General features: G+C 63.5%; 19 protein-coding genes. 13 read left to right on the plus strand and 6 right to left on the minus strand.

Annotation, left to right across the window (positions count from 1 at the left end; translation table 11 throughout):
• Position 1: 1 nt before the first annotated feature.
• On the minus strand, positions 2-676 hold the full coding sequence (locus KUV86_RS13445) for an SOS response-associated peptidase (protein ID WP_206940457.1): 675 nt from the start codon (positions 674-676) through the stop codon (positions 2-4).
• Positions 677-865: 189 nt separating this feature from the next.
• Between KUV86_RS13445 and KUV86_RS13450 the strand changes: the two genes are divergently transcribed.
• A complete protein-coding gene (locus KUV86_RS13450) occupies positions 866-1,486 on the plus strand; it encodes a TetR/AcrR family transcriptional regulator (protein WP_206940455.1) in 621 nt (206 codons plus the stop codon).
• Entirely contained in the window at positions 1,483-2,190 is a 708-nt protein-coding gene (locus KUV86_RS13455) for a 1-acyl-sn-glycerol-3-phosphate acyltransferase (protein WP_315857905.1), read from the plus strand. The genes KUV86_RS13450 and KUV86_RS13455 overlap by 4 nt, the downstream gene beginning before the upstream one ends.
• Before the next feature lie 166 nt (positions 2,191-2,356).
• Here the strand turns inward: KUV86_RS13455 and KUV86_RS13460 are convergent, their stop codons facing one another.
• Both KUV86_RS13460 and KUV86_RS13465 read right to left on the minus strand, forming a co-directional pair.
• Entirely contained in the window at positions 2,357-3,646 is a 1,290-nt protein-coding gene (locus tag KUV86_RS13460) for an HlyC/CorC family transporter (RefSeq protein ID WP_206940453.1), read from the minus strand.
• Between the two features lie 217 nt (positions 3,647-3,863).
• Positions 3,864-4,664: an inner membrane protein YpjD gene (locus KUV86_RS13465; RefSeq protein WP_222164013.1), complete on the minus strand. Its 801-nt coding sequence runs from the start codon at positions 4,662-4,664 to the stop codon at positions 3,864-3,866.
• Positions 4,665-5,127: 463 nt separating this feature from the next.
• Between KUV86_RS13465 and ffh the strand changes: the two genes are divergently transcribed.
• From ffh to recJ, 11 genes are all read left to right on the plus strand, one after another.
• Positions 5,128-6,537, plus strand: coding sequence for a signal recognition particle protein (gene ffh, locus KUV86_RS13470; RefSeq protein WP_206940442.1), 1,410 nt, complete (start codon positions 5,128-5,130; stop codon positions 6,535-6,537).
• A 206-nt stretch (positions 6,538-6,743) separates the two neighbouring features.
• The gene (gene rpsP / locus KUV86_RS13475) at positions 6,744-6,992 is read left to right on the plus strand and encodes a 30S ribosomal protein S16 (protein WP_206940440.1); all 249 of its coding nucleotides are present in this window, start codon (positions 6,744-6,746) and stop codon (positions 6,990-6,992) included.
• A 50-nt stretch (positions 6,993-7,042) separates the two neighbouring features.
• Complete coding sequence (gene rimM, locus KUV86_RS13480) at positions 7,043-7,612, plus strand: ribosome maturation factor RimM (RefSeq protein WP_206940438.1); 570 nt, start codon at positions 7,043-7,045, stop codon at positions 7,610-7,612.
• A 42-nt stretch (positions 7,613-7,654) separates the two neighbouring features.
• Positions 7,655-8,461: a tRNA (guanosine(37)-N1)-methyltransferase TrmD gene (gene trmD / locus KUV86_RS13485; protein ID WP_206940436.1), complete on the plus strand. Its 807-nt coding sequence runs from the start codon at positions 7,655-7,657 to the stop codon at positions 8,459-8,461.
• 110 nt (positions 8,462-8,571) lie between these two features.
• A complete protein-coding gene (gene rplS, locus KUV86_RS13490; protein WP_045991330.1) occupies positions 8,572-8,928 on the plus strand; it encodes a 50S ribosomal protein L19 in 357 nt (118 codons plus the stop codon).
• A gap of 283 nt (positions 8,929-9,211) precedes the next feature.
• On the plus strand, positions 9,212-10,108 hold the full coding sequence (gene xerD / locus KUV86_RS13495; RefSeq protein ID WP_222485153.1) for a site-specific tyrosine recombinase XerD: 897 nt from the start codon (positions 9,212-9,214) through the stop codon (positions 10,106-10,108).
• Between the two features lie 3 nt (positions 10,109-10,111).
• Positions 10,112-10,864, plus strand: a complete 753-nt coding sequence (locus KUV86_RS13500; protein WP_206940432.1) for a DsbC family protein — start codon at positions 10,112-10,114, stop codon at positions 10,862-10,864.
• 152 nt (positions 10,865-11,016) lie between these two features.
• The gene (locus KUV86_RS13505; RefSeq protein ID WP_206940846.1) at positions 11,017-12,333 is read left to right on the plus strand and encodes a homoserine dehydrogenase; all 1,317 of its coding nucleotides are present in this window, start codon (positions 11,017-11,019) and stop codon (positions 12,331-12,333) included.
• A gap of 88 nt (positions 12,334-12,421) precedes the next feature.
• Positions 12,422-13,813, plus strand: a complete 1,392-nt coding sequence (gene thrC, locus KUV86_RS13510) for a threonine synthase (RefSeq protein WP_206940429.1) — start codon at positions 12,422-12,424, stop codon at positions 13,811-13,813.
• Positions 13,814-13,878: 65 nt separating this feature from the next.
• Complete coding sequence (locus KUV86_RS13515) at positions 13,879-14,496, plus strand: glutathione S-transferase family protein (RefSeq protein WP_222485154.1); 618 nt, start codon at positions 13,879-13,881, stop codon at positions 14,494-14,496.
• Between the two features lie 168 nt (positions 14,497-14,664).
• Positions 14,665-16,476: a single-stranded-DNA-specific exonuclease RecJ gene (recJ, locus tag KUV86_RS13520; RefSeq protein WP_222485155.1), complete on the plus strand. Its 1,812-nt coding sequence runs from the start codon at positions 14,665-14,667 to the stop codon at positions 16,474-16,476.
• A 155-nt stretch (positions 16,477-16,631) separates the two neighbouring features.
• Here the strand turns inward: recJ and KUV86_RS13525 are convergent, their stop codons facing one another.
• The 3 genes from KUV86_RS13525 to KUV86_RS13535 all read right to left on the minus strand — a co-directional run bounded on the left by KUV86_RS13525 (position 16,632) and on the right by KUV86_RS13535 (position 20,265).
• Positions 16,632-17,072 carry a VOC family protein gene (locus KUV86_RS13525; RefSeq protein WP_206940423.1) on the minus strand — a complete coding sequence of 147 codons (441 nt, stop codon included), beginning with the start codon at positions 17,070-17,072 and terminating at the stop codon, positions 16,632-16,634.
• 140 nt (positions 17,073-17,212) lie between these two features.
• A complete protein-coding gene (locus KUV86_RS13530; protein WP_242520704.1) occupies positions 17,213-19,819 on the minus strand; it encodes a heavy metal translocating P-type ATPase in 2,607 nt (868 codons plus the stop codon).
• On the minus strand, positions 19,816-20,265 hold the full coding sequence (locus KUV86_RS13535) for a MerR family transcriptional regulator (protein ID WP_222485156.1): 450 nt from the start codon (positions 20,263-20,265) through the stop codon (positions 19,816-19,818). The genes KUV86_RS13530 and KUV86_RS13535 overlap by 4 nt, the downstream gene beginning before the upstream one ends.
• Positions 20,266-20,315 lie beyond the last annotated feature (50 nt).

A 20,315-nucleotide genomic window follows, 5' to 3' on the forward strand; every position in this document is an offset into this window, starting at 1 on the left:
CCTAAAGTGTCTGTCGCCACATCTGCCCGATGGGGTGGGCGCAGGACGGATCCTGTTCCAATGGATTGTTCACTCGTCTTGATACCGGAAAAGCGCCCAACAGTTCCCCGGGAGGCGTGCGCAGCATCTGTTCCAGCGGCTCGCTGTCGCTGGCCGGGTCGAGCCAGGCCCGCGCCTGGTGCCGTTCGATGATGGCCGGCACGCGGTCGGTCAGCGGAGTCAACAGCTCGGGGCTGGGAACGGTGATCAAGGCGAACGAATCTGTATAGTCGGTCAAGGTAGTGTGAAACCTACACCAAAGCCCCGCCAACAGCAGTGGTCCCCGGTCCGCCCGGGTGATCAGAAAAGGCTGCTTGTAGTGGGGGCGGGGTTGCCAGGCATAGGCGCCGGACGCGGGCACCAGACAGCGCCGTGCCCGGAAGGCGTCGCGAAACATCGGCCGGGACTCGAGGCTTTCGGCGCGGGCGCAGTGCGGCGCGTGGTCGAGGACCTTGAGCCATGGCGGTGTCAGGCCCCAGAAGCCGGTGCCCAAGGTAAAGCGCCCTGCCTCCAGGCGGATGATCGACAAGGGGCGCCTTGGTGCCATGTTGACGCCGCTGATGGCCTGCACCGGTGCATCGAGGTCATCGAGCGCATGTTCGATGGCGCGAGCGGGGATATAGAGGCGGCCGGTCATGAGGACTCCTGCGATCTGGACGGTCAGCCTACCCAAGAGCTAGACGCCGCGAAAGTCTCGTTGACTGTGGTGAGCCGTGCATACCTCAACGTTCTGTCGAAAACAGTGTTCGATTAATGTATGCTCAGGAAAACGCCGCTTACCCAAGGTCGCCGATGCTCGGCGCGAGTGATACAGCGAGGAAGAGCAATGGCTCGTCCCAGACAGCACGCCCCCGAGGAGCTCCATGCCCAGGTGATGGCCGCCTGTGATGCCTGGCTGGCAGATCAGCCCGTGCATGCGCTGTCGCTGCGCTCGCTGGCACGCGAGGTAGGCTGTGCCCCCAGCACCTTGCTCAAGCTTTACGGCAGCTTCAACAACCTGTTGCAACACGTCAATGTCGAGAGTCTTGCTCGACTGCGCACGGTGATGGAGCCGCTGCTGGTCGATACCACCGAGCCAGAGGCGCGCCTGCGCGCCCTCGCCCAGGGGTACTGGACCTTCGCGCGGGAGGATGCGCATCGCTGGCAGCTGATGTTCGACTATCCCCTGGCCCAGGAAGGTGAGCTGGATCAGCGTCAGACGGACATGATCGGCGCGCTCTTTGCGCGGGTCGAGGACACCTTGACCGAGTATCAGCCGGGTCTTCAGACCATCGAGGCCCAGCGCCTGGCCCGTACCCTGTGGGGCAGCGTGCATGGCTTGGTTCAGCTGGGATTGAATGATCGACTCGGCTATTCCCAGGGCGGCGCCTTTGAAGTCGAGGAGCTGCTGGATCAGCTGCTATCCACCACCCTGGCGGGCCTTACGCAGACGAACAGGGTGTCGTGATCGAAATCTTCCTTTGGGGCCTGGTTGGCCTTATTGCCTGTCTCGCCGTCTGGCGCTTCTCTCGGACCCCCGCCGTCTACATCCGACGCCTGGTCTTTGCTCTCATCCACCTGCTGTATCGGCTTCGCTTCCAGGGGCGACGCTTCGTTCCTCCCCGTGGACCCGCCTTGGTAGTGTGCAATCACGTCAGTTTCATGGATGCCCTGGTGATGGGAGGCGGGAGCCCTAGGCCCCTGCGCTTCTTGATGGACCGGCCGATCTACGAGTCGATCTGGCTCAACTGGCTGTTCCGCATGGTGGGTGCCATTCCGGTGGAGTCGGATCGTCGCGACCCCGGCAACGTGCGGCGCGCGCTTGATGAAGTCAGTCGCGCGCTGCGCAATGGCGATGTGGTGATGCTGTTTCCGGAGGGGCGGCTTACCTCGGACGGCGAGATTCGGACCTTTCGTCGAGGTTTGGATCTCATTCTGGCCAAGGATCCGGTGCCGGTGATCCCGGCGGCCCTGTCCGGCCTGTGGGGGTCATGGACCTCCAATCGGCACGGCAAGGCGCTGGCCCATCTGCCCAGGCGCTGCCGCGCCCGCGTCGCGCTGTACTTCGGAGAGCCTGTGCCTCCGGGGCAGGCCAGTCGCCAGCTGCTGGAAGCCCAGGTGCGTGAGTTGAAGGCCGAGGCTGATCGTTGGGTCGAGACAGGCAAGCCGTAGGGCGGCCGCCCTCCATTGAGGCTGAGCGGCCGCCCTCCATCGGGGCTGAGCGGTCGCCCTCCATCGGGGCTCGCTGTTGCGGGTCCTCTGGCAAAGGCGCTGGTAGAAACGCAAAGGGACGGCCATGGCCGTCCCTTTCTGGCTGCGTTGTTGTCGCGGGCCTGTCTCAGGCGTCGGTATCGCTAAGCACGCGGCGGGTGCTGGGCCAGCAGCAGACCGAGGTGATCAGGTTGTCGCGCATCTCGAGAATTTCCATGCGGATATTGCCGATCTGCAGACAAGCGGGGCCGTCGGGGAAGGATTCCAGGTGCTCAAGGATGACGCCGTTGAGCGTTTTCGGGCCATCCGTGGGCAGATGCCACCCCAGCGACTTGTTGATATCGCGAATGTTGGCGGTGCCGTCGATCACATGGCTGCCGTCACTCTGGGGCAGCATGTCCTGCTCCTGGCCGGCCACGTCAGTGGTGAACTCCCCGACGATCTCCTCGAGGATATCTTCCAGCGTTACCAGCCCCTCCACGTCACCGTACTCGTCCACGACGATGCCGATGCGGCGTTTCTGCTTCTGGAAGTTCAGCAGCTGCGTGTGCAGCGGCGTTGATTCGGGGATGAAGTAGGGTTCCCGCGCTTCTTGAACGATGGCCGCCTTGGTCACTTCGGGCCGGGACAGAAAACGTGCGGCATTGCGCAGGTGCAGCATGCCGATGATGTTGTTGATGTCGCCCTTGAATACCGGCAGTCGCGTATGCTGGCTGGTGCGGATCTGGGTCAGGATATCTTCCAGACTGTCGTCCAGATCGATGCCCACCACCTCATGACGCGGGACCATGATGTCGTTCACCGTGACATTCTCAAGGTCCAGAATGGACAGCAGCATGGCCTGGTGGCGGTGGGGGATCAGGGTGCCTGCTTCGTGCACGACCGTGCGGAGCTCGTCGCGGGTCAAGTGGTCGCCGCTGCCGTCAATGCTCTTGACGCCAAGGAGCCTGAGCAGTCCATTGGAGATCACGTTGACCACCCATACCAGCGGGTACAGGAGCTTGAGCAGGGGCTCGAGGATCATCGACGCCGGGTAGGCAATGCGCTCGGGTTTGACGGCGGCAAAGGTCTTGGGCGTGACCTCGGCGAAGATCAGCACCACGATGGTGAGGATGGCCGTTGAAATGGCCGGGCCGCTGACATCGCCGAAGAAGTGAATGGCGATGATGGTGGCAATCGACGCCGCCAGGTTGTTGACGAAGTTGTTACCGATCAGGATGACGCCAATCAGCCTGTCTGGCCGTGCCAGCAGGCGCAGGACGCGCTTGGCGTTGCGTTGTCCGCTGTTGGCCTGGTGGCTTAGCCGGTAGCGGTTGATCGACATCATTCCCGTCTCGGAGCTGGAGAAGAAGCCCGACAGGGTAATCAGCAGAAAGAGCAGGCCGAACAGCAGGCCTACCGGAAAGTCGTCGTTCAAGACGTTGGATCCTTGGTCGCGGGTAAGGGACGAGTTGTAGGGGGTCGCTCAGGGAGTGTCAAGGTCGCCCCCGTCACGGCAAGGACGGGTGCGTCACCCTCGCAGGCCTTGTCAGGCCGTACCAAGGCCCTGGCGGGATGCCGGATGTTTAGGCCTAACCCCATGTTTGTAGCACTCTTTATTCTTGGTGGTCAGCGTCGGGGTGATAGTCCTGCCATCAACTGTGCGCGAGCAGGATTTCCAGCACAAACTTGCTTCCGAAATAGGCGAGCAACAGGGCCAGGTAGCCCCCTAGGGTCCAGCGAACCGCACGCATGCCCCGCCACCCCAGGCGATAGTGACACAGCAGCAGGACTGCGAACACCAGCCACGCCAGCAGTGACAGGACCGTCTTGTGGACCAGGTGTTGGGCAAACATGTTGTCGAGGAACACAACGCCGCTGGCGATGGCCAGGGTCAGCAAGGCCTGGCCAACCCAGATCATCTCGAACAATACCCGCTCCATGGTGGTGAGGGGCGGCAGCGCCTGCACCACTCCGCGTATCTTGTGGTGTTTCAGCGCCTTGTTCTGAATGCCCACCAAAATCGCCTGCAAGGCAGCGATGGCCAGTACGGCAAAGGCGAGGGCGGAGCTGACAGCGTGAAAGGCGATACCCGGCGTCATACCGTTCTGCCCGGTGGGTGTCGGGAGCTCGATGCCCAGCAGCAACACGATGCCGGCAAAGGGGAACAGCACCGCGGCGATATTGAGCACCGGCTTGAACAGGCTGGCGCCGAGCAGGACGACGACGGCCAGCGCTGTCACCAGCACGGCGCTGGTGGACAGGCCAGGCAGCATCGAGCCTTCCAGCCCGATAAGGCCTCCCGCCACGACCAGGTGCAAGGCGGCAGCCAGGGTGCCAAAGCTGCGCACCAGAAGATCGCGAGGGGGAACTCGGCGAATCAGCGTCAAGCCTTGCCAGGAAGCGGCTGCCAGATAAAAGACAAAGGCCAGTAGGGCCAGAGGTAACGCCTGCATGCTGTGCTGTCCGTGCGCCACGCTGGCGCCAATGGGTAAGAAGTGAACCGTCGGGGCAGGGCGCTCTCCCTGTCCCCTGGCAATGACTATACCGGATCGTACCTCTTCTGACAGCCAGGGGCCGTGCGCCACGACCTGGTGGCCTGGACTGGGCTGCCAGTGTCAGTCGACAGAGCCAGTCAGCAGAGCCAGTCAATAGAGCCAGCCAACAGAGTCAGGGCGTCTGGCGCTGGTCGTCAACGCCAACCAGCGGGGCTCCCCGTCAGCAGAGGTGATGCGAGACCGGTCACGAGTCAGCGCATGGAGAGTCGGCGCCACAAGGCGTATAATTTGCCCCAACGTCAAGGCCGCGCAGGCATGCGGCCGCCTCGGAGGGTGGTTTGCGAGGCGCGTAAGGCCGGTCGCACCAGCCATGTCGCGTCGCGCACGAGGCCAACGCATTCCGCGTATTTTGGAGAGTTCCATGTTTCAGAACTTGAGCGAGCGTCTTTCCCAGACGCTGAAGTCGATCAAGGGCCAGGCCCGCCTGACCGACGATAACATCAAGGACACCCTGCGCGAGGTGCGCAAGGCGCTGCTCGAGGCCGATGTCGCGCTGCCCGTGGTCAAGGCGTTCATCGAACGCGTGCGTGAGCGCGCTGTCGGCCAGGAAGTGTCGCGCAGCCTGTCGCCGGGCCAGCAGTTCATCAAGATCGTCCAGCAAGAGCTCGAAGTCACCATGGGGGAGGCCAATGAAGGGCTTTCTCTCAAGGGGACGCCCGCGGTCGTGCTGATGGCGGGTCTGCAGGGGGCGGGTAAGACCACCTCCGTGGCCAAGCTCGGCAAGTACCTGCGCGAGCGTGAGAAGAAAAAGGTGCTGGTGGTATCCACCGACGTCTATCGTCCGGCGGCCATCGACCAGCTCGAGACATTGGCCAAGGAAGTCGACGTCGATTTCTTTCCGTCTCGCTCGGACCAGGCGCCGGTGGACATCGCCAACGCCGCCCTGAAGCACGCCAAGATCCAGTTCCACGACGTCGTGCTGGTCGATACCGCCGGCCGTTTGGCCATCGACGAAGCCATGATGGAGGAGATCAAGGGTCTCCATCAGGCCATCGAGCCGTCAGAGACGCTGTTCGTGGTCGACTCCATGACCGGCCAGGATGCTGCCAATACGGCCCGCGCCTTTGCCGACGCCCTGCCGCTTACCGGCGTGGTGTTGACCAAGGCCGACGGTGATGCCCGTGGCGGTGCGGCGCTGTCGGTGCGCCACGTGACGGGGCGCCCGATCAAGTTCATGGGGGTGGGCGAAAAGGTCGATGCCCTCGAGCCGTTCCATCCGGACCGGGTGGCCTCGCGCATTCTCGGCATGGGGGATGTGCTGTCCCTGATCGAGGAAGCCGAGCGTACCGTCGACAAGGGCAAGGCCGAACAGCTCGCCAAGAAGGTCAAGAAAGGCCAGGGCTTTGACCTTGAGGACTTTCGTGAACAGCTGCAGCAGCTCAAGAAGATGGGCGGCATGAGCGGACTGCTGGGCAAGTTGCCGGGCATGGGGCAGATGGCCGATATGGCTCAGGGCCCTGGACCCGAGAAGGAGCTGGGCAAGCTTGAGGCCCTGATCAACTCGATGACCCCCAAGGAGCGCCGCAACCCTGACATCATCAACGGGTCGCGCAAGCGCCGTATCGCTGCCGGTGCGGGCTTGCAGGTGCCCGACCTCAACCGCTTGCTGAAGCAGCACAAGCAGATGCAGAAGATGATGAAGAAGGCAGGCAAGAAGGGCGGCATGCAGAAAATGATGAGAGGCATGTCCGGAATGATGGGTGGCGGTGGCCCAGGCGGTCCCGGTGGTATGGGCGGAATGGGCGGCCCCGGCGGCATGCCCTGGCGCTGAGACCGCATTGATACCTGCTCCTGCCGGTGCCGGCCGTCAAGGCCGGTGAGGCAAAAAAGGTTCCCAAGGGGGGCGGTTTTCCGTAGAATACTGCCTCTTCGTTCGAGGACCGTGCATTGGCGCGGCCCTCGTCGTGAGCAAAACATCGGTGGCAGACCCGTCCGTCGCCGTTATCCGTAAAATCCCAACCGAAGGACAGTCAACGTATGGTTACCATTCGTCTGGCACGTGGTGGCGCCAAGAAGCGTCCCTTCTACCACCTCGCCGTGACCGACTCCCGCAATGCCCGTGATGGCCGTTTCATCGAGCGTCTGGGCTTCTTCAACCCGGTAGCACGTGGTCAGGAAGAGCGTCTGCGCATCGACCTGGATCGCATTGCTCACTGGCAGTCTCAGGGCGCGCAGCTGTCTGATCGCGTTGCCGAGCTGGTCAAGGAAGCACGCAAGCAGGCCTGAGGCGAACGCCTTGCCTGTGACAGTCCCGGTGTGAATGAGGTTTGACCCAGATGGCATCGCCCCAAGGCAACAACGCGTCGCCAGCGGCGCAAGACGATCGCCACAGCGATGATTACGTCGTGCTGGGCAAGCTGACCAGTCCTTACGGCATCAAGGGCTGGATGAAGGTGTATTCGTACACCTCGCCCATGGAAGGCATTCTTGATTATGCCGAGTGGGTGGTCCGTCATGACGGACAGCTTTCACGCCACCGCCTCAAGCAGGGGCGCAAGCAGGGACAAGGGCTGGTCGCCCAGCTGGAAGGCATCGATGACCGTGACCGGGCCGAAGTGATGGCCGGGGCGGACATTCTGCTGGCCAAGCAGGACCTGCCCGAGCTCGACAGTGAAGAGTACTACTGGCACCAGCTGGAAGGCCTGCGGGTCGTGACCCTCGAGGGGGTTGTGCTGGGCAAGGTGGCTTATCTGTTCGAGACCGGTGCCAATGACGTGATGGTCGTGAAGGGTAGCGATGCTCCGGACGACCGTGAACGTCTTCTCCCCTATCTGCCCGATGACGTGATCAAGCGCGTCGACCTGGGTGCGGGGGACATACTGGTCGACTGGGACCCGGAGTTTTGATCGCCTGGCGATCAAGCAGCGCGTTGACGGGAGATCAGTGAGATGTGGATTGGGGTGGTGTCACTCTTTCCGGACATGTTCGAGGCGATCACTCGCCACGGTGTGACCGGCAGGGCTGTAGACAAAGGCCAGGTGACGCTGGAGTTCTGGAATCCCCGGGACTACGCCACCGACCGCCATCGTACCGTGGACGACCGCCCTTACGGCGGAGGTCCGGGGATGCTGATGAAGGTCGACACCCTGCGTTGTGCAATCCACGCTGCTCGCGACCGGGCGCACGTCGCGACCGGGCAGCGACCCCGAGTGATCTATCTGTCGCCCCAGGGCCGCAGGCTGGATCAACAGGGCGCGCGCGAGTTGGCGTCAGGCCCGCCCCTGGTGGTAGTGGCAGGACGCTATGAAGGCATCGATGAACGTGTGGTCGAAGCGGACATCGATGAGGAGTGGTCCATTGGCGACTATGTGCTGAGTGGAGGTGAACTCCCGGCCATGGTGCTGATCGACACCGCGGCAAGGCTGGTGCCGGGTGTACTGGGGCATCAGGATTCCGCAGTCGAGGACTCCTTCAATGACGGTCTGCTGGACTGTCCGCACTATACCCGTCCGGAGGAAATCGACGGACGCAAGGTGCCGGATGTGCTGCTCAGCGGTCACCATGGACAGATTCGCCAGTGGCGAATGAAGCAGTCCCTGGGGCGTACCTGGTTGAGACGGCCTGACCTGCTCGAGGGCAGGGCTCTGTCAAAGGAGCAGCAGCGTCTGTTGAACGAGTTCATCGACGAATACGCCGACAAGGCGGAGGTGCAGGACGACGGTCACGAGGTCGACCGGGCGGCCAATCGCCGCTGACGGACCTGCGTCATCAACGACCCGAGCGCTCGAGCTTCGAGTGCCGGGATCACGATCCATCGGCATCCACGACCGATCGATGGATCACAACGATTTCAGGAGCAAGTGAAATGAGCAGCAAGAACAAGGTGATCCAGGCGCTCGAAGCCGAGCAGATGAGCAAGCAGGTGCCGGACTTTGCCCCGGGCGACACTATCGTCGTTCAGGTCAAGGTCAAGGAAGGTAACCGCGAGCGTCTGCAGGCGTTCGAGGGCGTTGTCATTGGCAAGCGTAACCGCGGTCTGAACTCCGCTTTCACCGTGCGCAAGATTTCCCACGGTGTTGGCGTCGAGCGTACTTTCCAGACCTACAGTCCGCTGGTTGACTCCATCAGCGTCAAGCGTCGCGGTGACGTGCGTCAGGCCAAGCTGTACTACCTCCGTGAGCGTAGCGGCAAGTCTGCACGTATCAAGGAAAAGCTGGCCTAAGACGCCTGAGGAAGCGCTGAATACATCAGCCGAGCGGATTGAGGCGCCAGGCGCCCGCAGCGCAGAACCCGGAGCCTATGCGGTATAGGTGAGGAGTTCGAGCAGCGCGCAACGCAGCGATTCGTCCGCGCAGGCATTTATGCAGTGTTTCCCCTAAGCGTCAGTCAGTCCGAGGGAGGACCTTCCTCCCTCTCCCGACACCCCGTCACCACCTCTGTGGGGCGGGGTGTTTGTGCATTGAGGCCCTGGCATTCGTCCGGTCGCCCAGGCAGCGAGGCAGGCAATGAGCGCAGGCCACGGTCAGATCATCGACACCTTTCTCGACACCCTGTGGCTGGAACAAGGGGTGAGCGACCATACCCTGAGTGCCTATCGTCATGACCTCGAGGCCTGGCAGGCCTGGTTGGACGAGGCCGCTCTGACGCTGTTGGCACCGGGGGCGGTGAGTCTGCCGGCCTGGTTGGATCAGCGCCGCGAGGCAGGCTATCAGCTCAGCAGCAATGCCAGGCTGTTGTCGAGTCTCCGGCGGTTCTACCGCTGGGCCCTGGCGGAAGGCCTGATCGACGAGGACCCGTTGGTCAAGGTGCGTCTGCCCCGGGTGCGTCCCGCGTTGCCGGATACCCTGGATGAGGACGAGGTCGAGCGCCTGCTGCAGGCGCCAGATGTGACCGCCGCCCTGGGCTTACGCGACCGGGCCATGCTTGAGGTGCTGTACGGTGCTGGGCTCAGGGTCAGCGAGCTGATCGGCCTGACCACAGACGCCATCAACCTGCGGCAAGGCGTGGTGCGCGTGCGCGGAAAGGGCCAGAAGGACAGGCTGGTGCCGTTGGGCGAAGAGGCATGCGACTGGCTGGAACGCTATCTGCGCCAGGGCAGATCTGAACTGATGAGCGATATCCAGAAGCCAGCGCTGTTTCCCGGAAGGCGGGACAACGCCATGACGCGCCAGACCTTTTGGCACCGAATCAAGCATTACGCCAGTGTTGCGGGTATCGACCGCCCCCTCTCTCCCCATACACTGAGGCATGCCTTTGCCACCCATCTTTTGAATCATGGGGCAAACTTGCGTGTCGTACAGATGCTGCTGGGGCACTCGGACCTGTCGACGACCCAGATATACACCCATGTGGCGCAGGCGCGACTGGAAGCCCTGCATGCCGATCATCATCCTCGAGGCTGACTCATGAATCGCCCCTCCTTCGCGACCCTGCTGACCAGCGTGCTTCCCGCCACGCTGCTCGCCACGTCCCTGGCCGCCGGCAGTGCCGTTGCCGCGCCGCCCGCTGCGCTCAACGAGCTGTCCGTGAATGGCCAGAAGATGCCGGTGAGCCAAGTGCTCGACACCCCGATGAGCGGGATCTACGAGGTTCGTCTGGAAACCGGTGAAACGTTCTACACCAACGCCAGCGGTAGCCATTTTCTGGTGGGCGATCTCTACGAGAATGCCGAGGACGGCCTGGTCAACTTGTCCGAGCAGAGCCGCAACGCCAGCCGCGCCGAGCGTCTGGCCGCCGTCGCCGAGTCCGACCAGATCGTCTACCGTGGGGTGGACGAGCCGAAGGCCACCATCCACGTCTTTACCGATTCGACCTGCCCCTATTGCCGCAAGCTGCACGAAGAGGTGCCGCGCTTGAACGAGCTGGGGATTCAGGTCAACTATCTGGCCTTCCCGCGCGGCGGCATGCAGAGCGAGGGCGCGCGTCAGCTCACTCAGGTGTGGTGTAGCGACAATCGCTCTGAAGCCATGACCGCGGCCAAAGAGGGAGAGGTTCCGAGCGACGCTGCAAGCTGCGACAATCCGGTCGAGCAGCAGTATCATCTGGGGCTTGAACTCGGGGTCCAGGGGACGCCTGCCATCGTGTTGCCGGACGGCACCATGGTGCCTGGCTACGTTCCGGCGGAGCGCCTGGCCGAACGCCTGGGCATCGACGGCTGATCGCCAGCTGTCTGCAAGACGGACCAATAATGAGCGGGAGCGCTGGCGCGGCCGGTGCCTCCCGCATCGACAAGGCTCGACGCAGATTCGGGCCACCACGCATCGCTGACACAACTGCCGCCCGTGGCGGCAGCGAGTAAGGGAGAATGACATTGAAACCGGTAAGAGTGGGAATCTGTGGGCTAGGTACCGTCGGCGGCGGTACCTTCAACGTACTGACACGAAACGCCGATGAAATTGCCCGCAGGGCAGGGCGTCCGCTTGTCATTGAGCAGGTCGCCCATCGCAGCATCAACCCCGACTGTGATCTTACCGGTATCCGTACCACCAAGGATGTCTTCGAAGTCGCGACCAACCCGAACGTGGACGTGGTGGTCGAGCTGATCGGTGGCTACGAGGTGGCGCGTGACCTGGTCATGACGGCGATCGACAATGGCAAGCACGTGGTGACGGCCAACAAGGCGCTGATCGCCGTGCACGGCAACGAGATCTTCAAGGCCGCCCACGACAAGGGCGTGATTGTGGCGTTCGAAGCGGCGGTGGCCGGCGGCATCCCGGTCATCAAGTCCCTGCGTGAAGGTCTTGGGGCCAACCGCATCAGCTGGGTGGCTGGCATCATCAACGGTACCGGCAACTACATCCTGACCCACATGCGCGACGAAGGCCGTGCCTTTGAAGATGTGCTGGCCGAGGCCCAGGCGCTTGGCTATGCCGAGGCGGACCCGACCTTCGACGTCGAGGGCATCGATGCCGCGCACAAGCTGACCATTCTGGCGTCGATCGCCTACGGCGTGCCGCTGCAGTTCGAAAAGGCCTACACCGAAGGTATCTCGCGGATCACCGCAGAGGACGTCGAGCAGGCCGATAACCTGGGCTACATCATCAAGCACCTGGGGATTTCCAAGCGCACCGGCTGTGGCCTTGAGCTGCGGGTGCATCCGACCCTGATCCCCAAGGAGCGCCTGCTGGCCAGCGTGCACGGCGTGAAGAACGCCATCGCGGTGATGGGGGATGCGGTAGGCCCGACCCTGTATTACGGCGCCGGTGCCGGCGACGAACCGACCGCCTCTGCCGTGGTCGCGGACTTGCTGGACGTTGCCCGCGATATCTCCACCGAGCACCGCTACCGGACCCCCTACCTGGCCTTCAGCGGCGTCAGCGACGATTGTGACGAGCTGCCGATCATGCCGATGGAGGAGATCACCACCGCCTACTATCTGCGACTGCTGGCGGTTGATCGTCCCGGGGTGCTGGCTCGGGTGGCCACCATCCTGTCCGAGGAAGGCATCTCCATCGAGGCGCTGATCCAGAAGGAAGCGACCGAAGGTGAGCTGGTGCCGATTATCCTGATGACGCACCGCACCCTCGAGAAGCAGATGAACGAGGCCATCCGCCGGATCGAGGCCCTGGCCGACATCGCGGGTTCGGTGACCCGAATCCGTGTCGAGAGCCTCGACGAGCAGGATTGACGATGTCCATGGGGCGGCCGCGGCCATGCCCCATGGCGCTTCGCTGGACCCCTCAGGCCGCGCTGCAGCGGCGGCAAGGAATCACAAGATGCGCTATATCAGCACCCGTGGGCAGGCGCCCGCGCTGTCCTTTGAAGATGTCGTTCTCACCGGCATGGCCACCGATGGCGGCCTTTACGTGCCCGAGGACTTTCCCCAACTCAGCGCGGATGATCTGGCCGACATGGCCGGTCTCTCCTATGCCGAGATCGCCTTCCGTGTGATGAAGCCGTTTGTCGGCGGTGAGATCGACGACGACACCTTCCGCGGCCTGGTCCGGGACGCCTACGCCACCTTCAGCCACGATGCGGTCGTCCCGCTCAACCAGCTGGATGCCAACCACTTCCTGCTGGAGTTGTTCCACGGGCCGACGCTGGCGTTCAAGGACGTGGCACTGCAGCTGTTGGGCCGCATTCTCGATCACTTCCTGCAGAAGCGCGGCGAGCGCGCGGTGATCATGGGCGCCACGTCCGGGGATACCGGCTCTGCGGCCATTGAAGGCTGCCGCCACTGTGACAACCTGGATATCTTCATTCTTCACCCCCACAACCGGGTGTCGGAGGTGCAGCGCCGCCAGATGACCACGGTGCTGGCCGACAACGTCTTCAATGTCGCTATCGAAGGCAACTTCGATGACGCCCAGGCCATGGTCAAGGCGAGCTTCGCTGACCAGAGCTTCCTCGAGGGGACTAGGCTGGTAGCCGTCAACTCGATCAACTGGGCGCGTATCATGGCCCAGGTGGTGTATTACGTGGCGTCGGCGGTGGCCGTCGGGGCGCCCCAGCGCCAGGTCAGCTTCTGCGTGCCCTCGGCCAACTTTGGCAATGTCTTTGCCGGCTATGTGGCATATCGCATGGGACTGCCGGTCAAGCAATTCATCATCGCGACCAACGCCAACGACATTCTTCACCGCACCCTGGCCGACAATGACTTCTCCAAGAAGGACCTGCTGGCCACCCTGGCACCGTCCATGGACATCGTGGTGTCGTCCAACTTCGAGCGTCTGCTGTTTGAAGCCTACGAGCGGGACGGCGCAGCCGTCGATGCGCTGCTCACACGCTTCCAGCAGGAGCCGACCGCGTTGGCCGACGCGCCCCTGGGCCGACTGCGCGACATTTTTGCCAGCCATAGCGTCGATGACGCTACCATTCTGGAGGTGATCCGCGAGGCTCATCACCGGACCCAGGAAATTCTCGACCCGCATACCGCGACAGGCTACCGTGCCGCCGAGCGCGAGCGCAGGGATGCCGCCACGCCGATGATTACCCTGGCGACGGCCCATCCGGCCAAGTTCGCCGAGGCAGTGGTCAAGGCGGGCTTCCCTGGTGTGCCGCTTCCGCCACATATGGAAGACCTGCTGGAGCGTGAGGAACGCTACGAGGTGCTTCCCGCTAGACTCGAAGCGGTACAGGCCTTCGTGGCCGAGCATCGCCGCCGCTAGGCTTGCCCGTTCCGGTCGAGGCGAGGATCTTGCTTCGACCATTCCGTTTCGCCAGGGAGACAATCATGAAGCTTTGGGGACGCAGCAATTCGGTCAACGTGAAGAAGCCCATGTGGTGTGCCGCCGAGCTCGGTATCACGCTCGAACGGATCGACGTGGGAGGGCCTTTCGGAGGGCTGGATACGCCGGACTATCTGGCCAAGAATCCGAACGGGCTGATTCCCTGCCTCGAAGACGGCGACCTCGTCCTGTGGGAGTCCAATGCAATCGTGCGCTACCTGGCGGATGCCTACGGTAACGTTCAGCTGAACACGGCGACTCCCGCCGAGCGCGGTCGCTCGGGCATGTGGATGGACTGGGCCCTGGCCAGCCTGGCGGGGCCCTATCGTGACCTCATCATGAACCTGGTGCGGGGAACGCCCGAGACCCGTGATGATGCCGCGATCGAGCGCGGGCTGTCGGGGTTCGAAAAAGCACTGCGCCTGGCGGACGGGGTGCTGGCCAAGCAACCCTGGCTATCGGGCGATGCCTTTGGCCTGGCCGATATTCCGTTGGGGGCCTATGTCTATCTGTGGTTTGAGCTGGACATCGAACGCCCCACGCTTCCCCACCTGGAGGCCTGGTACGGCAAGCTGACCCAGCGCAGCGCCTACCGCGAACATGTGATGCTGCCGATCAGCTGAGGCCGATGACGCCTATCGCGTCCGAACGTCGGCACCACCATCGAGATACCCAGTGGTGGTGCCGGCGTCGCCTGCTGAGGGAGTGGCTGACCTGCCGAGGGGCCGACGTGCCCCGCTGACCCCGGAGCGACGCCGGAACGTCACCTACCCCCATATCCCGAGAGTCCGATGTCTGAGTCTTCTGTGATCGACAGTGCCCCGCGCCCCTTTGTCGAGCCACGCCCGAGAATACAGCGCCGTCAGCGCAATGAATCCCTCTACCGTCAGGGCCTGGACGCCGGCCTGTCCGAGCTGCAGGCACGCCTGCTGGCTGGCCGCCTGGTGGACTACGAAGGTGAGCTCGAGCCCCTGGTCGATCCCAGTCTGCGCTACCTGGTACACCCTGAACGCCTGGCCGATGCTCCGCGTGCCGCCGAGCGCATCGCCAGGGCGGTGGCCGAAGGGGAGCATATCGGTATTCTTACCGACTACGATGTCGACGGCATCACGTCACACGTGGTGATCCGGCGCACCTTGAACGAGCTGTTTGGCGTACCGGCATCACGACTTCACAGCCTGATTGGTCACCGCATTCATGATGGGTATGGCATCAGCCTGCCGCTGGTGGAGCGCACCCTGCGGCTCAGTCCCCGCCCAAGCCTGGTGATCACCGCCGATTGCGGCAGTAGTGATGAAGCGCGTATTGCCCGGCTGAAGCAGGCCGGCATTGACGTGGTGGTGAGCGACCACCACGCATTGCCCGTGGAGGGTCCGCCGCCGTCGGCCTATGCCACGGTCAACCCGACCCGACAGGACTGTGACTATCCCGATGCCACCATCGCCGGCTGCATGGTGGCGTGGCTGTTGATGTCGCTGACGCGCCAGGCATTGATCGAGCAGGCGGTGCTGTCACCGTCGACGCCCAAGCTGTCGCCCTGGCTGTCCTATGTGGCCTTGGGCACGGTGGCCGATTGTGTCTCCCTGGGCGCAAGCGCCATCAATCGTGCCGTGGTTCGTCACGGTCTGGCCGTGATCAATCGCATGGGCGAGCCGTGCTGGCGAGTGATGGCCGAGCGGCTGGGAGCGGATAGCGTGCCCTTCGATGCCGAGACTCTAGGCTTCCAGATGGGGCCCCGCATCAACGCACGCTCGCGCCTGGATGATCCTTACGCCGCGTTGCATTTCATGCTGGCCAGCGATGACAGCGTGGCGCGGCGCCATCTTGAGACGCTGGATGCCGACAACCAGTCACGCAAGGCCATCGAGGCGGAGATGGTGGCTGATGCCAAGGCATTGGCCAGAGTGGCGCTGGAGGCCGATGACCCGATGATCATCGTGCATCTGGAGGAGGGGCATCCTGGCGTTCAGGGGATTGTCGCATCGCGCCTGGTGCAGGCCTATGGTCGTCCCACGCTGGTGCTCACTCCTGCGGCAGAAGCCGGTATGCTGACAGGTTCCGGGCGTTCAGTAGACGCCTTGCATCTGCGTGATGCGCTGCAACGTGCCCATCAGCTTGCCCCCGATGCTCTGGTCCGTTTTGGAGGCCATCGCGGTGCGGCTGGAGTCGGTGTGGTGCAGTCGCGTCTCGACGCTTTTCGAGCTGCGATGCTGACCGCGGTACGCGAACAGTTGGGCGAGCGGGAATTGGTACCCTGTATCGACACCGACGGTGAGCTCTCTGAACAGCAGTTACGTCTCGAGACCCTGGTCGAGATCGAGGGGCTCGGTCCCTTCGGTCGCGAGTTCGAGGCACCCCTGTTCGAGGGACGCTTTGTGGTGGAGCGGCTCAAGCCAGTAGGGGATGGCAGTCACCTGTCACTCGAACTGTCGTGTCAGGGGCTGACGCTGAAAGCCATCTGGTTTCGCTGTCTGACACCTGGCCAACTGCCCGACTTTGATGTGGGGTCGACGTTGCACTGTGCTTACAAGCTCAATCGCAATCGCTACCGTGGGCGCGAAACCCTGCAGCTGATGGTCGAACACGCAGACCCCGTCGATTGATACCTTCCAAGCACAGGCCAGCGTCGAGCCCTGAACCGCGCCAGCTAGCTAAGTGAAACGGCTGTGATTGAGGTGGAACGGCCGTGATTGAGGTGGAACGGTCGTTCCCTGGGGGGACAGTGAGGGGCTCGCCCCGGTGCTCAACGATGTCGCCGTCAGTAATGGGGCCAGACTCCCGGGGTCGCCAGTTCCAGCAGATGGCCATCCGGGTCTCGGAAGTAGAGGCTTTCTCCGCCACGCGACCAGCGCGTTCGGCCTTCGATCTCGACACCATGGGCATGGAGTCGGGACTCCCATGCCGCCAACTCTGCGTGGCGAATGGCAAAGGCCATATGGACCCAGCCGCGACCGTCGTGGGGCGGAATGGTGCCCCCGTTGTCCGGCAGTACGACGGTTTCCAGGGTTCCCCCTTCCAGAAACAACAACAGTACCGAGGGCCCCACCTGATAGGCGGTAAAGCGATGGTCTGCGGTAAAGGGGGACAGGCCCAGGGCCGACTCGAAGAACTGTCGTGCCTTGGCCATGTCGGCCACATACAGCGCCGTTTCCAGCACTCGATCGAGAGTGGGGCCCGTGGGCGATTCCGCTTGGCTCATGGTCTTGCCTCCTTTTCCCGTCTTCACGCCTGTCTGGCCCAGCGATGTGGTCCTTACGCTGGGAGTGCTCTTTCAGGATAGCCAGAACCACCAGATGATCAGCGCGATGAGCCCCAGCCCCGCCAATGTCACGATGATACTCATGAAGAGACTCCTGACGCTGTAGAAGAGTCGGCGTCTGCCGAGGGCTGCGTCATAGCACCCTGCAGCCGTTTAAGACGCAGTCGGTTGGCGTTGGCGACCACGGTGATGGAAGAAGCGGACATTGCCGCGCCGGCGATCATCGGTGACAGCAGGGTGCCTGTCAGCGGATACAGCAGACCTGCAGCGATGGGGATACACAGGGCGTTGTAGCCAAGGGCGCCCCACAGGTTCTGGCGAATGTTGCTCAAGGTTGCCTGGCTGATCTCGATGGCCGCTGCGATCCCGTGGAGAGAAGGCCGCATCAGCGTGATGCCGGCGCTTTCAATGGCCACGTCGGTGCCCTGGCCCATGGCAAAGCCCACGTTGGCGCGGGCCAGCGCTGGCGCGTCGTTGATGCCGTCACCTACCATGCCGACGATCTCCCCTTGGGCCTGGCGTCGTTCGATGTCGGCATGCTTGTCACTGGGCGACAGCTCCGCATGGACCTCGTCGATGCCGACGGCTTCGCCGATGGCTGTTGCGGTGGCGGCGTTGTCGCCGGTCAGCATGACCACCTTGATGCCATCGGCCTGGAGGCGAGCGATGGCGTCTCGGCTGTCCTCGCGCAGCGGATCCTCGATCGCGAAGGCTGCTGTCAGTTGATCGTCTAGCGCAGCATAGACCAGGGTGCGTGCCTGCTGTTGCCAGTCAGGTAGCGTGTCAACAGCGGCGTGCAGATCGATGCCTCGTGCCTCCATCAATGCCCCGTTGCCGATCGCCAGCGTAGGCCCTTGCGCTGTTCGTGCCTTGACCCCCTGACCGGTGATGCTCTCGAAGTCGTCGACGGTGACGTCGCCGTGGTGAGCGGAGGCGGCTTGCTGCTCGGCGAAACGCGCCAGCGCTTCCCCCACCGGGTGTTCGGACCGGCTCTCGAGATTCGCGATGAGTGCCAGCAGCGATGAGCGTTCGAGCCCACGCGAATCGAACCAGTGCACGTCGGTCACTCTGGGACGTCCCTCGGTCAGTGTGCCGGTCTTGTCGACCACCAGGGTGGTCAGCGTACTGGCCGTCTGCAGCGCCTCGCCCGAGCGGATCAGTACGCCGTGGTCGGCCGCCTTGCCTACCCCGATCATGGTCGACAGCGGCGTGGCCAACCCAAGGGCGCAGGGACAGGCGATGATCAGCACCGTGGTGGCAGTGACCAGCATGTGAATCACCGCCGGTTCGGGGCCCAGGTGGTACCAGGCCAGAGCGGTCAACACCGCGATAATCATGACGCTGGGCACGAAGACCGCAGACACCCGGTCCGCGAGATTGCCGATGGGCGGCTTCGACCCCTGGGCCGTCGCCACCTGTTCGGTGATCCGCCCCAGCCGCGTGTCCGCGCCAATGCGGGTGGCGCGGAATACCAGTGAGCCGCGTCCGTTGACGGTGCCGGCGCTGACCTCGTCCCCTGGCCCGCGGGCGACGGGGGCCGGCTCCCCTGACAGCATCGATTCGTCGATGTAGCTGCTGCCTTCGGTCACCTGGCCGTCCACCGGCAGGCGTTCGCCGGGTCGTACCCGGATCAGGTCGCCCTCGGTGACGTCGTCGATGGCGACTTCTTGATCACCATGCTGGGTCACCAGGCGGGCGGTTTGACTCTGCAAATCGAGCAACCGATGCAGCGCCTCGGAGGTATGCCCCTGGGCGCGCAGCTCCAGCGCCTTGCCCAGCAGCACCAGACCGATGACCATGGCGGACGCCTCGAAATAGAGGCCTCGGGCGGCCTCGGGTAGCCAGGGCGCTGCCAGCACCACCACCATGGAATACAGCCAGGCGGTACCGGTGCCCAGGGCAATCAGGGTGTCCATATTGGCCTGATGATGACGCAGGGCTTTCCAGGCGCCACGGAAGAACTGGCGCCCCGGGCCGATCAGCACTGCCAGGGTCGCCAAACCGACCAGTCCCCAGCCAAGACGCGCCACGCCGGTTGGGGCCGGGTGATGGATCAGCATCATGATCATCAGGGGGACGGCGAGCCCCAGGGAGGCGATGCTGCCCTTGAGCATGCGCCGGTAGTCCTGCTGGTTGCGCTGTGCTCGCTGCTTTTCCGCCTCGCGCAGGTCGACAATGGGCGTGGCGCCATATCCCACCGACTCGACCGCTTGCACCAGTGCCTGGGGATCGACGCTGCCCCGCACCCGTGCCGTATGAGAGGCAAAGTTGACGTCTGCCTGTTCGACACCGGGGGTATGCGCCAGAGCCTTTTGAACGCTAGCGACACAGCCTGCGCAGGTCATGCCCTGGATCGCCAGACGCTGGGCCGAAGCGGTGGAGGCGTCGGGTTGTGAGGGTGGTTCGTCCGGTACGGGGGAGGTCGTCGCCTTGCCACAGGCCGCTGGGTCGTCACAGACCGGAGGGTTGGTGGCGTCAGTGTGCTCGGCGGGGTAGCCGGCCTGTGCCAGCAGGGCTTTCACCTCACTGGCACCGAGTGCCGAGGCGACCGAGAGCCTGCCGCTCCCGGGATCACCTTCGACCCTGGCCGTGTTGTCACGCTCCTGGATGGCCCGGCGCATGCGCCCGACGCAGCCCTGGCAGGACATTCCGCTCACCTGAAACTGGTGCTCCTCGAGGTGATTCATGATGACTCCTGCTGTCTGGCCGTGGTGGATTCCGGTACGGACGCCTTCGGCACGCTTTCGATCAGACGGCACAGACTGTGTCCGTCCGGGACGCCGTCGGGCAGGTGTTGCCAGCTGTGCATGGCATCTTCCATGCGCTGAGCCAGCGCTTCCAGTTCCGCAATACGCTGGCGTATCTTCGGCAGCCGCTCCGCCAACAGGTCGCGGACCAGTGGGCAGGGAGAGTCTCCCTGGTCCGCATGAACCAGGATCTGGCGTATGTCGGCCAGGCTGAAGCCCAGGGTGCGGGCGCGCTGAATAAAGCTCAGGCGTTCACGATCCTGCTCCGAGTAGCGGTGATAGCCGTTCGCTGGGTCCTTGCTCGGGGACAGCAAGCCCTCTCGGGTGTAGTGACGAACGGTCTCGGAGGTGACCCCTACGGATATGGCCAGTTCACTGACTTTCATCTTGTCTCCTTGGGCGGGGTGGCGCGGAACAGGGAGCGATGTGGTGCAAT

It is taken from the genome of Halomonas sp. DP8Y7-3, assembly GCF_019801675.1.
GTDB lineage: Bacteria > Pseudomonadota > Gammaproteobacteria > Pseudomonadales > Halomonadaceae > Halomonas > Halomonas litopenaei_A.

What these genes read in the sequence shown, in the direction of transcription:
- ffh (WP_206940442.1), top strand. Translation starts at nt 5,128, where the DNA reads ATGTTTCAGAACTTGAGCGAGCGTCTTTCCCAGACGCTGAAGTCGATC.
- rplS (WP_045991330.1), top strand. Translation starts at nt 8,572, where the DNA reads ATGAGCAGCAAGAACAAGGTGATCCAGGCGCTCGAAGCCGAGCAGATG.
- KUV86_RS13525 (WP_206940423.1), bottom strand. Translation starts at nt 17,072, where the DNA reads ATGAGCCAAGCGGAATCGCCCACGGGCCCCACTCTCGATCGAGTGCTG.
- KUV86_RS13515 (WP_222485154.1), top strand. Translation starts at nt 13,879, where the DNA reads ATGAAGCTTTGGGGACGCAGCAATTCGGTCAACGTGAAGAAGCCCATG.
- KUV86_RS13450 (WP_206940455.1), top strand. Translation starts at nt 866, where the DNA reads ATGGCTCGTCCCAGACAGCACGCCCCCGAGGAGCTCCATGCCCAGGTG.
- KUV86_RS13530 (WP_242520704.1), bottom strand. Translation starts at nt 19,819, where the DNA reads ATGAATCACCTCGAGGAGCACCAGTTTCAGGTGAGCGGAATGTCCTGC.
- KUV86_RS13535 (WP_222485156.1), bottom strand. Translation starts at nt 20,265, where the DNA reads ATGAAAGTCAGTGAACTGGCCATATCCGTAGGGGTCACCTCCGAGACC.
- rimM (WP_206940438.1), top strand. Translation starts at nt 7,043, where the DNA reads ATGGCATCGCCCCAAGGCAACAACGCGTCGCCAGCGGCGCAAGACGAT.
- KUV86_RS13500 (WP_206940432.1), top strand. Translation starts at nt 10,112, where the DNA reads ATGAATCGCCCCTCCTTCGCGACCCTGCTGACCAGCGTGCTTCCCGCC.
- recJ (WP_222485155.1), top strand. Translation starts at nt 14,665, where the DNA reads ATGTCTGAGTCTTCTGTGATCGACAGTGCCCCGCGCCCCTTTGTCGAG.
- trmD (WP_206940436.1), top strand. Translation starts at nt 7,655, where the DNA reads ATGTGGATTGGGGTGGTGTCACTCTTTCCGGACATGTTCGAGGCGATC.
- rpsP (WP_206940440.1), top strand. Translation starts at nt 6,744, where the DNA reads ATGGTTACCATTCGTCTGGCACGTGGTGGCGCCAAGAAGCGTCCCTTC.
- thrC (WP_206940429.1), top strand. Translation starts at nt 12,422, where the DNA reads ATGCGCTATATCAGCACCCGTGGGCAGGCGCCCGCGCTGTCCTTTGAA.
- KUV86_RS13445 (WP_206940457.1), bottom strand. Translation starts at nt 676, where the DNA reads ATGACCGGCCGCCTCTATATCCCCGCTCGCGCCATCGAACATGCGCTC.
- xerD (WP_222485153.1), top strand. Translation starts at nt 9,212, where the DNA reads ATGAGCGCAGGCCACGGTCAGATCATCGACACCTTTCTCGACACCCTG.
- KUV86_RS13465 (WP_222164013.1), bottom strand. Translation starts at nt 4,664, where the DNA reads ATGCAGGCGTTACCTCTGGCCCTACTGGCCTTTGTCTTTTATCTGGCA.